The 12,471-nt window shown below is 67.1% G+C and carries 2 protein-coding genes, 1 other RNA gene and 1 pseudogene; 2 read left to right on the top strand and 2 right to left on the bottom strand.

Annotated features, from left to right (window positions below):
• Window positions 1–139: 139 nt before the first annotated feature.
• An RNA gene (ffs, locus tag A7X97_RS00895) (signal recognition particle sRNA small type) lies at window positions 140–230 on the bottom strand.
• A gap of 300 nt (window positions 231–530) precedes the next feature.
• Here ffs and A7X97_RS00890 point away from each other — a divergent pair.
• Both A7X97_RS00890 and A7X97_RS00885 read left to right on the top strand, forming a co-directional pair.
• Window positions 531–848 carry a DMT family transporter gene (locus tag A7X97_RS00890; protein ID WP_005415486.1) on the top strand — a complete coding sequence of 106 codons (318 nt, stop codon included), beginning with the start codon at window positions 531–533 and terminating at the stop codon, window positions 846–848.
• Between the two features lie 358 nt (window positions 849–1,206).
• Window positions 1,207–12,096 (top strand): autotransporter-associated beta strand repeat-containing protein, encoded by a 10,890-nt coding sequence (locus A7X97_RS00885; protein ID WP_111007458.1) that lies wholly within the window; start codon window positions 1,207–1,209, stop codon window positions 12,094–12,096.
• Window positions 12,097–12,150: 54 nt separating this feature from the next.
• Here the strand turns inward: A7X97_RS00885 and A7X97_RS00880 are convergent.
• Window positions 12,151–12,471: pseudogene (locus A7X97_RS00880) on the bottom strand (GNAT family N-acetyltransferase); the annotation flags it as partial.

Raw genomic sequence — 12,471 nt, 5'->3', positions numbered from 1 at the left:
GCCGATGCGGCGCTGGCCGCCGAACTGGAGGCGCTGGAGCGCGCGATGTAGTAGCGCGGGGCCATGCCCGGCAAAGGGCGCCAACCAGGGTTGGCATCTACCAGAGGCGAGGGCGTCGCCGGAAAAGGCGGTGGCCCCGCCGGCTGGCCTCGGCGCCCGCGTCGATCGATACCGTTGCTGCCTTCCGGCCCTGGCGGGGTTTTCGACCTAGCGTCGCGAGGGGCCGACGGGGCCACCATAGAGACGTTGGCCGCCCGGTGGGCGGCCAGTTCACGGATCAGGGGAAGCAGCGCGCGATGCGCTGGAGACCACAGCCGGACCGCACATCGGATTACCGATGGCAGGCCCTCATTCTAGCGCAGGCCGGGCCATCGACGCCAGCTTCACGCACTGAACCGGCTGTAACCCGTTCCTGGCCACGGCGGCCGGGCGTGGCCCCCGTTGCTAGAATGCCGGCCAGGAGGAACGACCTCCCCCACATTGGGAATCAAAGACCAGGACGGCCTGGCCCTACCAAGAGGAGGGCCGTCATGGCCTGGATCTATCTATTGTTTGCCGGCCTGCTGGAAATCGTCTGGGCCGTATCCATGAAGCAGTCCGAAGGCTTCACCCGGCTCACCCCCACCGTGGTCACGATCATCGGCATGATCGCCAGCTTCTGGCTGCTGGCGGTGGCCATGCGCAGCCTGCCGCTGGGCACCGCCTATACGATCTGGACCGGCATCGGCGCGGTCGGCGCGTTCGTGGTCGGCATCGTGTTCCTGGGTGAGCAGGTCAGCCCGATGCGGATCGGTGCAGCGGTGCTGATTGTTTCCGGCCTGGTGCTGATGAAACTCTCCAGTAGCTGAATTATTTACTCATGGCGGGGATGGATTCCCCGCCACATACAGCGATATGCATTTTCGGCAAAACCATTCTGCTGGCCTCTTTTATTTGACGTGCGTCATGAAAATAACGCGCGCGATTCACATGCCGCTGGCACCGCCGGTCGCACAGTGCCGCCATTCGTCGGGCGAAATCGGGGAGTTTTCGCCTTGAGGGACACGCTGACGTACCTGTCCCTGGGTGCGATCAGGTGAAGATGTGAAGATTTTAAGGAGTTAATGCCTTCAGGCCTTGTTCCCGTATCGGGAGCAGGGGTGGCCCGCATTGTCTCCAAAAAAACCTGCCAGCTGTGCCATCCGGTCTTTTCATGGAGATTTACCGATGAACCGCATTTACCGTCTGGTTTTCAATCGTGCCCTTGGGGTAATGCAGGTTGCTTCGGAGGTCGCCCTGAATCTCGGGGGAAGCGCGGTCAGCGCAGGGCGGATACCGCGATTGCGGACGCACCAGCTGGCGGCGGCATTGGCCGCCACACTGGCCAGTGGATCGGCATTCGCGGCGTGTACGGGTACCACGACCGTAAACTGCGACAGCACCACCACCATCAACAATTACTCCAACGCGACCAACGGCCTCACGCTGAACATCGCTGCGGGTGCATTGCTGCGTACGCCGCCGATCGTTGGTGGAGGCAACGCAGCAACGCTGACCGGCGACAACGTGACGGTCAACAACAATGGCACGATCGATCCGAGCTCGATCGTCCTTGCCTCGCCCGGCCTGGTCATCGGCAATGGTTCTGCCAACAACAGCGCGATCGTCGTCAACAACAACGCCAGTGGACAGATCAAGGGTGTCGTCAACATCGCAACGCTGCTGGGCTTCGGTGGACAGGCGCTGGTGGCACAGAACGTCAACGGCACCACCACCATCAACAACGCCGGCCTGATCAGCACGTCGTTGATCGGCGCAGGCAGCGTTTCCGACGCGACCACGGTGGTGACCTACGGTGGTGCGGCAGCCAATGTGACCAACATCGGCACCATCGACGGGCGTGTCGGCCTGGGCGCTTCTGGCGGTAATACGTTCCTCAATGCAGGGGCGGTCAGTGGCAGCGTTCACCTGGGTGATTCAACCGGCGGCAATACCTTCACCGCAGTGTCGGGTTCCAGCGTTGTGGCCGGCGGTGGCACCGCCCTTGCCGGCGTGATTACGGGTGTTACCGGGGTGAAGGTTGCGGCAGCGGGAACGGTCGACGCGGGTACCGGCAGCGGTGCGGGCAACAACGCGCTGGTGCTGCAGAACAGTTCCGCCGGTCCCGGGTCAGGCACCGGCGGAGCGGTGACCACACTGGGCTGGAACCAGTACCTCAACTTCCAGAAGCTCACCGTCAACAGCGGTACCTGGAACCTGCAGGGCGCATGGGGCGCATCCGGCCCGACGACGCTCAATGATGGCCTGGTCAATTTCAACAATGCCGGTTCATTCGGCACCGGGCTGTTCACGGCCAACGGCGGTGCCATCGCATCCTCCACGGCCGGTCTGAATCTGGCCAATGCGTTCAACCTCGGCGGCAATCTATCCCTGGCCGGGACCAATGCGTTCGGCTTGAATGGCGTGCTTTCAGGCGCTGGTGGGCTGACGGTGAACAACACCGGCATTGTTACTCTCGGCGGCGCAAACCTGTTCTCCGGGGGCGTCAACCTCAATGCCGGCGGCCTGCTGCTGGGCAATGCCGGTGCACTCGGCAGCGGCAACCTGACCGTCGGTGGCAGCGCCTCGCTGGATACGACGGCAGGCTTCACCCTGGGCAACAACCTGGTGGTCAATGGCGGGGGCTCGCTGAACCTGCTGGGCAGCAATGCGCTGACATTGAGTGGCTCGATATCCGGTGCCGGCAACGTGACCAAGAACGGTGCCGGCACGCTGACCTTGAACGGTGCCAATTCGCTGAGCGGCAGCTTCAACCTGGCCGGGGGCGCGTTGGCGCTGGGCGCGGGCGGCAGCCTGTCGCCCACCGGCGCGATCACGCTGGGCGTCGGCACCAGCCTGGATCTTTCGGCGGCGGCCGACCAGACCATCGGCTCGCTGGCCGGGCTTGGCGGTTCGGTCAACCTCGGCAGTCACACCCTGACCCTGGGCGGGCTGGGCAATACCAGCTACAGCGGCACGTTCGCCGCAGGCACCGGCGGCCTGATCAAGCTCGGCACCGGTGTGCAGACCCTGTCGGGCGTCAACAGCCTCACGGGCGGTGTTGCGCTCAACGCCGGTGGCTTGTTGCTGGGCAATGCCGCCGCGCTGGGCAGCGGTACGCTCTCTGTCGGCGGCAACACCACCTTCGACGGCACCACGGCGCTGGCGCTGACCAATGCTGTCAGCCTCGGATCGGGTGCCAGCCTGAATCTGCTTGGCGGGCAGGCGCTCACTTTCAACGGGGTGATCAGCGGCGCTGGCGGCCTGATCAAGGATGGTGCATCGTCGCTGACCCTCAACGGCGCCAATACGTTCGGCGGTGGTCTGGCACTCAACGCGGGCAGCCTGGTGCTGGGCAACGGCGGTGCACTGGGAACCGGGGCACTGAACGTCGGCGGCGCGGTATCGCTCGACGCCAGCGCCGGGCTCGCCGTGGGCAATGGCATCACGCTTGGCGCCGGTGGTTCGCTCAATGTGCTGGGCTCGAATGCGCTGACGCTGGGGGGTGTCATTGGTGGGAGCGGCAGCCTGGTCAAGAACGGCGCTGCCACGCTGACGTTGGGCGGCGCGAACACGTTCACTGGTGGACTGGCGGTAAATGCCGGAACGGTGGCATTGGCCAGTGGTGGCAGCCTGGCGGCGACCGGCGCGGTCAGCCTGGCCGGCGCTGGCAGCGCACTGGATATCTCGCTGGGTGGCAACCAGACCATCGGTGCATTGTCCGGTGTGGCGGGCAGCACCCTGGCGCTGGGCAGCAGCACGCTCACCTTCGGTGATGCCACCAACCAGACCTTCGCCGGCGTGATCGGCGGCACCGGTGGGCTGATCAAGCAGGGTACCGGCGTGCAGACGCTGACCGGTGCCAGTACCTTCAGCGGTGGGGTGAATCTTGCGGCCGGTGGCCTGGTGCTGGGCAACGCCGGTGCGCTGGGAAGCGGTGCGTTGACGGTCAGTGGCAACGGCTCGCTGGACGCCACTGTGGCGCTGAACCTGGGCAATGCGATCAACCTCGGCGCGGCCCTGACCCTGCCGGGCAGCCAGGACCTGACCCTGGGCGGCAACATCACCGGCACCGGCAGCCTGGTCAAGAATGGCGCGTCGACACTGACCTTGAACGGCACCAACACCTTCAGCGGTGGACTGAATGCAAACGCCGGCAGCCTGCTGCTGGGTAACAGCGGCGCGCTCGGTACCGGAGTACTGGGCATCGGCGGCAACGTCACGCTCGATGGCAGCGCCCCGTTGAGCCTGACCAACAATGTTGACCTGGGCGCGGGTGCGGCGCTGTCGTTGCCGGGCTCGCAGGCGATCACGCTGGGTGGCGTGGTGTCCGGTACCGGCAGGCTGGTGAAGAACGGTGCCAGCACGTTGACCCTCAACGGCGCCAACAGCTTCGGTGGTGGGCTCACCGTCAACGGCGGCGGTGTGTTCCTGGGGAACGCCGGCGCACTGGGCACCGGTGCACTGTCGGTGGGCGCCACTGCCACGCTGGACAGTTCAGCAGCGCTGAACCTCGCCAACAACGTCAACCTCGGGGCAGGCGCGGCGCTGGATCTGCTGGGCAGCCAGGACGTGTCACTGGGCGGTCTCATCAGTGGCACTGGCAGCCTGGTCAAGAATGGTACGGCCACGCTGGCGTTGAATGGACCCAACACCTTCAGCGGGGGTGTCGGCCTCAACGCGGGCCTGCTGCAGCTGGGCAATGCGCAGGCACTGGGTACCGGCCAGCTGGACGTGGGCGGTAACGCTTCGCTGGATGCAACGACTGCACTCACCGTAGGCAACCTCATCGGCCTGGCCGCCGGTGCGAATCTCTCCGTGCTGGGCGGCAATGACCTGACGCTCACCGGTCCGGTATTCGGTGCCGGTGGGCTGATCAAGGACGGCGCGGCCCGCCTCACCCTGTCCGGCGCCAACCTCTACACCGGTGGCACCACCATCAACGCCGGCACGCTGGCGCTGGGGGCGGGCGGCAGTCTTGCCGCGGCCGGCGCGGTGGATCTTGCGGGTGCCGGTGCGACGCTGGACATCTCCGCAGCCGGTGCGGCGCAGACCATCGGCGCGTTGAATGGCGTGGCAGGCAGCCAGCTGGTGCTGGGCGCGCAGTCGCTGGCCTTTGGCGGCGCCAGCAGTGGCAGCTTTGCCGGCGTGATCGATGGTACCGGCGGCCTGATCAAGACCGGTGCCGGCGTGCAGACGCTGTCCGGTGCCAATACTTTCAGTGGTGGCCTTGCACTCAACGACGGTGGCCTGATTCTCGGCAACGCCAGCGCACTCGGTACCGGTGCACTGGGCATTGGTGGCACGACCACGCTGGACAGCACCGTGGCGCTGAACCTGGCCAACGCAGTGAACTTCGGTGCCGGTACGCAGCTGACCCTGGGCGGCAGCAACGATCTCACCCTCGGTGGCGTGGTGGCCGGCAATGGCGGCCTGATCAAGAACGGTGCGGGCCTGCTGACCCTCAACAACACCAATACCTTCGATGGCGGCCTGACCTTGAACGGCGGTGGCCTGGTGGTCGGTGCGAATGGTGCGCTCGGTACCGGCGCGCTGGCGGTGAATGCCAGCACCACGCTGGACACGGGCGCGGCAGTGACACTCGGCAATGCGGTCACGCTGGGCTCGGGCGTCGTACTGACGTTGCCGGGCAGCAATGCGCTGACGCTGTCGGGCGTGGTCGGCGGCAATGGCAGCCTGGTCAAGAATGGTGCCACCACGCTGACGCTGTCCGGTGCCAACACCTACAGCGGCGGTACCACCATCAATGCCGGCACGTTGGCGCTGGGCGCGGGCGGCAGCCTTGCTGCAGCGGGTGATGTCACGTTGGGTGCAGGCGCTGGCTTTGATATTTCCGGTGCCGGCAGCAGCCAGACCATCGGCGCGCTCAACGGTGCGGGTGGCAGCACCCTGGCGCTGGGCGGCAATTCGCTCACCTTCGGTACGGCCGGCAACGCCGCGTTCGATGGCGTGATCAGTGGCGGCGGCGGTCTGATCAAAGCAGGCGCGGGCGTACAGACGCTGTCCGGTGCCAACACGTTTGGCGGCGGCGTAACGCTCAACGCGGGCGGACTGGTGCTTGGCAATGATTCGGCGTTGGGCACCGGCGCATTGACCGTTGGTGGTGCCGCCACGCTGGATACCACCGGCCTGGCAACGCTGGCCAACAACATCGCGCTCAACGCCGGGCTGACCGTGCTCGGGACCAATGCACTGACGCTCAACGGCGTCCTGTCCGGGGCCGGCAGCCTCACCAAGAATGGCAGCGCGACGCTGACCTTGAACGGCGCCAACACCTATACCGGTGGCACCAACATCAATGCCGGCACGCTGGCGCTGGGGGCCGGTGCCAGCCTGGCGGCGAGCGGTACCGTGAACCTCGCCACGGGTGCCACGCTGGATCTGTCTGCCGGCAGCGGCACGCAGCAGTTCGGCACGCTGGTCGGCAATGGTACGGTGAACCTCGGTGCCAACTCGCTCGAGGTCGGCGGCGCCACCGATGGCACCTTCAGTGGCTCGATCGCAGGCACCGGTGGCCTGACCAAGGTGGGCGCGGGCATCGAAACGCTGACCGGTGCCAACACCTACACCGGCGGCACCTTCATCAACGCTGGCACGCTGGCGATTGGTCCGGGCGGCAGCCTGGCCGCGACCGGTGCGGTGACGCTGAGCGCTGCGGGCACCGGCTTCGACATCTCCACCGCAGGTGCCAACCAGACCATCGGATCGTTGAACGGCGTGGCCGGCTCGACGGTGAGCCTGGGGGCACAGACGCTGATACTCGGTGGTGTGGGCAACAGCCTCTTCGATGGCGCGATTTCCGGCACCGGTGGCCTGGCCAAGAATGGCGCCGGCATCCTCACGCTGGGTGGCGCCAATCTGTTCAGTGGTGGCGTTGCACTGAATGGCGGTGGCCTGGTGGTCGGCAACAGCGCTGCGCTCGGCAGCGGCGCGTTGACGGTCGGAAGCAACGCAACGCTGGATGCAACGACCGGCGTCAGCCTTGCCAACAACATCGGGCTGGCAGCGGGTGCCAGCCTCGATCTGCTCGGCAGCCAGGCGCTGACGCTGGGGGGCGTGATTTCCGGCACGGGCGGACTGATCAAGGACGGTGCGGCCACCGTAACCCTGAGCGGTGCCAACACCTACACCGGGGGGACCACCATCAACAGCGGCACACTGGCAATCGGTGCCGGTGGCAGCCTCGCCGCAACCGGTGCGGTGAACCTGGCCGGTGCGGGCACGCTCGACATCTCCGCGGGTAACCAGGCCATCGGTTCGCTGGCCGGCGTTGCAGGCAGCACGGTGGCGCTGGGCGGCAGCACACTGACCCTGGGCGGCACCGTGGACAGCACCTTCAGCGGTGTGATCGGCGGCAGTGGCGGCCTGATCAAGAACGGTGCGGGCGTGCAGACGCTCAATGGCGCCAACACTTTCAGCGGTGGCGTGGCGCTCAACGCCGGTGGCCTGGTGGTCGGCAACAATGCTGCGCTGGGCACCGGTACGGTGACGGTCGGAGGCGCTGCGACGCTCGATTCGAACACTGCGGTCATCCTCGGCAACAACTTCATCCTCAGCAACGCGTTGACCGTCCTGGGCAGCAACAACCTCACCCTCAACGGCAACCTGAGTGGTACCGGCAGCCTGACCAAGGAGGGTGCCGCGACGCTGACCTTGAACGGCACCAACACCTATACCGGCGGCACAAACATCAACGCTGGTACGCTGGCACTGGGTGCAGGCGCGAGCCTGTACGCCAGTGGCATCGTCAACCTGGCCTCGGGGGCGACCTTCGATCTGTCGGCAGGCAGCGGCACGCAGCAGTTCGGTACCCTGATCGGCAACGGCACGGTGAATCTGGGCGCCAACACGCTGACGATCGGAGACGCCACCAATGGCACGTTCAGTGGCTCGGTGGCCGGCTCCGGTGGGCTGATCAAGGAAGGCTCCGGTACCCAGACGTTGACCGGCACCAACACCTTCACCGGTGGCACCACCATCAACGCCGGCACGCTGGCGATCGGCGCCGGTGGCAGCCTCGCTGCGACGGGTGCGGTGAACCTGGCCAACGCCGGTACCACCTTCGACATCAGTGCGGGGGGCGCGCAGGCGATCGGTTCGCTGGCAGGCGTGGCAGGCTCTTCAGTGGCGTTGGGTGGCAGCACGCTGACCCTCAATGGCGTGGGCAATACCACGTTCGCCGGCACCATCGGAGGTGCAGGGGGGCTGGTAAAGAACGGCGCAGGCATCCAGGGCTTGACTGGCGTCAACGTCTTCACGGGCGGCGTGACCCTCAATGCCGGTGGCCTGCTACTGGGCAACGACGGTTCGCTGGGAACCGGTGCGCTGACCGTAGGCGGCAACGCCAGCCTGGATGGCACCAGCGCGCTGACGCTGGCCAACACCGTGCAGCTGGCCAGCGGCACGCTGACTCTGGGCGGCAGCAACGCACTGACCTTGAACGGCCCGATCAGCGGCGCTGGCGGCCTGCTGAAGGATGGCGCGGCGACGGTCACCCTCGGCGGTGCGAGTACCTATACCGGTGCCACCACCATCAACAGTGGCACGCTGGCGGTGGCGGCCGGTGGCAGCCTGTCCGGTGCCAGCACGGTCAACCTGGCCGGTGCCGGTACGCTGGATATCAGTGCCGGTGGCAGCCAGAGCATCGGAGGCCTCGCTGGCGTGACCGGTTCCAGCGTGGTGCTGGGCGGTGCAACCCTGACTACCGGCGGCAACAACGGCAGCACGACCTTCGCCGGCGTGCTCAGTGGTACCGGCGGCCTGGTGCAGAGCGGTACCGGCACGCTGACCCTGAGCGGCGACAACACCTATACCGGAGGCACCAGCATCAACGGTGGCAGTACGCTGCAGATCGGCAACGGCGGCAGCACCGGTTCGGTGCTGGGCGACATCACCAACAACGGCAGCCTGGTCTACAACCTCGGCACCACGGCAACCGTGGGCGGTGTAGTCGGCGGCAGTGGCAGCCTGACCCAGGCCGGCAGCGGCACGCTGGTGCTGACCGGCAACAACACCTACACCGGCGGTACCACCATCAATGCCGGTGGCACATTGCAGATCGGCAACGGCGGTGCGACCGGCGCGATCGTCGGCGACATCACCAACAACGGCGCGCTGGTATCCAACGTGGCCGGCAACACCACGCTCGGTGGCACCATCAGCGGCAGTGGCGGCCTGACCCAGGCCGGCAGCGGCACGCTGACCCTGACCGGCGACAACACCTATACCGGCGGCACCACCATCAATGCCGGTGGCACGTTGCAGGTGGGCAATGGCGGTGCGACCGGCGCGATCACCGGCAACGTTGCCAACAACGGCAGCCTGGTGTTCGACGTTGCGGGCAACACCACGGTCGGCGGTGCGATCAGCGGCAGTGGTGGCCTGACCCAGGCCGGTAGCGGTGTGCTGACCCTGGTGGGCAACAATACCTACACCGGCGGGACCACCATCAATACCGGCGGCACGCTGCAGGTGGGCAACGGCGGCGCGACCGGCGCCATCGCTGGCGACATCACCAACAATGGCGCGTTGATTTCCAACGTGGCCGGCAACACCGCGCTGGGCGGCACCATCAGTGGCAGCGGCGGCCTGACCCAGGCGGGCAGCGGTACGCTGCTGCTGACCGGGACCAACACCTATACCGGCGGCACGACCATCAACGCCGGCAGTACGCTGCAGCTGGGCAATGGCGGGGCAACGGGCTCAATCGTCGGTGATGTCACCAACAACGGCACGCTGGTGTCCAACCTGGCGGGCGATACCACGCTGGGCGGCACCATCAGCGGCAGTGGCGGCCTGACCCAGGCCGGCAGCGGTACGCTGACCTTGACCGGCAACAACACCTATACCGGCCCGACCACCATCAACACCGGTGGCACGCTGCAGGTGGGTAATGGCGGCGCCACCGGTGCGATCGGCGGCAGCGTCACCAATAACGGCAGCCTGGTGTTCAACGTGGGCGGCAACACCACCGTCGGCGGCGCCATCAGCGGCAGCGGTGGCCTGACCCAGGCGGGCACCGGCACCGTGATCCTGGCCGGCAACAACACCTATACCGGCGGCACCACCATCAACACCGGCGGCACGCTGCAGGTCGGCGATGGTGGCGCCAGCGGTGCGATCACCGGCAACGTTGCCAACAACGGCAGCCTCGTGTTCAACGTCGGCGGCAACACCACGGTGGGCGGCACCATCAGCGGCAGTGGCGGCCTGACCCAGGCCGGCACCGGCACCCTCACGCTGACCGGCAACAACACCTACACCGGGGGTACCACCATCAATGCCGGCGGCACCGTGCAGGTCGGCAACGGTGGGGCCAGCGGCTCGATCATCGGCAACATCACCAACAACGGCGGCCTGGTCATCAACACCGGTGGCACCACCACGCTTGGCGGCAGCATCACCGGCGGTGGCAGCATCGTGCAGGCCGGCCCGGGCACGCTGAATCTGGGCGGCAACAGCGGTGGCTTCAGCGGCACCGGCCAGGTCACCGGCGGCGGCCTGAATGTCACCGGCAACATCGGCGGACAGTGGACCATCGGCAGCGGCACGACCCTGTCCGGCACCGGCACCATCGGGGGTACCGGCGGTGGCGTGACGGTGTCCAGCGGCGGCGTGCTGTCGCCGGGCAATGGCCCGGGCAATGGCGGTGGTGCAGGCAACGGCACCGGCACGATCACGGTGGGCGGCAATCTGAACCTGTCACCGGGCAGCACGCTGGGCATCGACCTGGGCGCCACCGGTAGCGACACAGTGCAGGTCGGCGGCAGCGCGAATGTGGGCGGCAGCACCGTGCGGGTGAATACCATTTCGCCGAGCACCAGCTACCAGCAGGGCCAGCAGTACACGGTGGTCAATGCGGGCGGTGGCGTGAGTGGGCAGTTCGCCTCGGCAACCTCGCCGTCGGCCTTCCTGACCATCACCCCGGTCTACACCGCCAACACGGCCAACCTGCAGATCGACGTGGCGCAGACCGCAGCGTTCACCACCGTGGCCAACACGCGCAACCAGTACAACACCGCCGCGGCGCTGGACAGCTTGCCGCAGAGTGGCGCGGCCTTGGGCCTGTACAACACGGTGCTGATGTATGACGCCGGCACTGCGCGCGGCGCGTTCGACCAGCTCTCCGGTGAAGTGCACGCGGCCAGCCGCGCGGTGCTGCTGTACGACAACTACCTGGAAGAAGGCATCCGCCAGCGACTCGGCAGCGAGTTGCCGACCGTGCGTGGCGAACGCGCTTCGGCCTGGTTGGCCGGCAGCGGCAAGGTGTTCAGGCAGGATGGCGACGGCAATGGCGATGAGATCCGCGCCAATCGCAATGCGCTGATGGCCGGTGTCGACTGGCAGCTGGGCGAGCATGTGGTGCTGGGTGCAGCGGCCGGCAACGAACGGCTGGATACGCGGCTGTATGATCGCAGCTCGCGGGCCCGCCTGCGTGGCCACACGTTCGGCCTGTATGCACAGGGACAGTGGAACAACGGCTTCGCGGTTGGCGGCAGCGTGTCGCGCGGTGACTACCGGACGCGCACCACGCGTGAAGTGCCGTTGTTGGGCCAGACCCTGTACAGCCGCCAGGATTCCGATGTGACCATCGCCCAGGTGGAAGGCAGCTGGACATGGACCCACGGCAGGACCCGGCTGCAGCCCTATGTGCAGTTCACCAAGCACTGGGTCGACAGCGATCGTGCGGTGGAGCAGGGCGGCAGCGCGGCACTGGTGCTGGAAGGCGGCAAGGACACGCTCAATGTCAGCACCGTGGGCGTGCGTGGGCGCTGGGACGTGGGCAGCGGCGAGCGCTTCCCGGCGCAGCTCACGGTCGGCCTGGGCTGGCAGCACGCCTCGGGTGACACCGATGTGGCCAGCCGCAACCGCTTCGCGGTGGGCGGCGACGCCTTCGATGTCTACAGCGCGGTGATGGCACGCAATGCCCTGGTCAGCCAGGTGGGTGTGGCGGTCGGCCTCGGCCGCAACAGCCAGCTGTCGATGTTCGTGCAGGGCCAGCATGGCGATGGCCGCCGCGATGTCGGCGGGCAGATCAACCTGCGCGTCGGGTTCTGAGGGAGCAGGCGGGCGGTAGAACCACGCCCTGCGCGGATGGCAGGGGCGGGAGCGCTAGAGCTCCCGCTCCATTTCAACGGCGTCGATCCCGGCGCCATGCCCATCGGGCACGATGCGCGCCACCTGGAAACCCAGGCCGGCATAGAAGCCCTGGGTGTGCTGGCTGGTGCTGAGCGCGATGCGCTTGATCGAGGGATCCGCTTCGGCCTGGCGCAGGCGCGCGAGTGCCAGTGTGCGGCCCAGCCCCTGGCGGTGCAGCGCGCGCTGCACCATGCCCCAGCAGAAGCCGGCGCTGCCGTCGCCACGGCGCGAGAGGCCCACCACAGGCGACGACGTTTCCATCGCGCTCGATCACCTGGAATGCACACGCCGGGG

The sequence above is a fragment of the Stenotrophomonas sepilia genome, assembly GCF_003244875.1.
GTDB classification, from domain to species: Bacteria; Pseudomonadota; Gammaproteobacteria; order Xanthomonadales; family Xanthomonadaceae; genus Stenotrophomonas; species Stenotrophomonas sepilia.
Note: the sequence above shows the minus strand (reverse complement) of the source record. Positions and strands in the feature narration are given on the sequence as shown.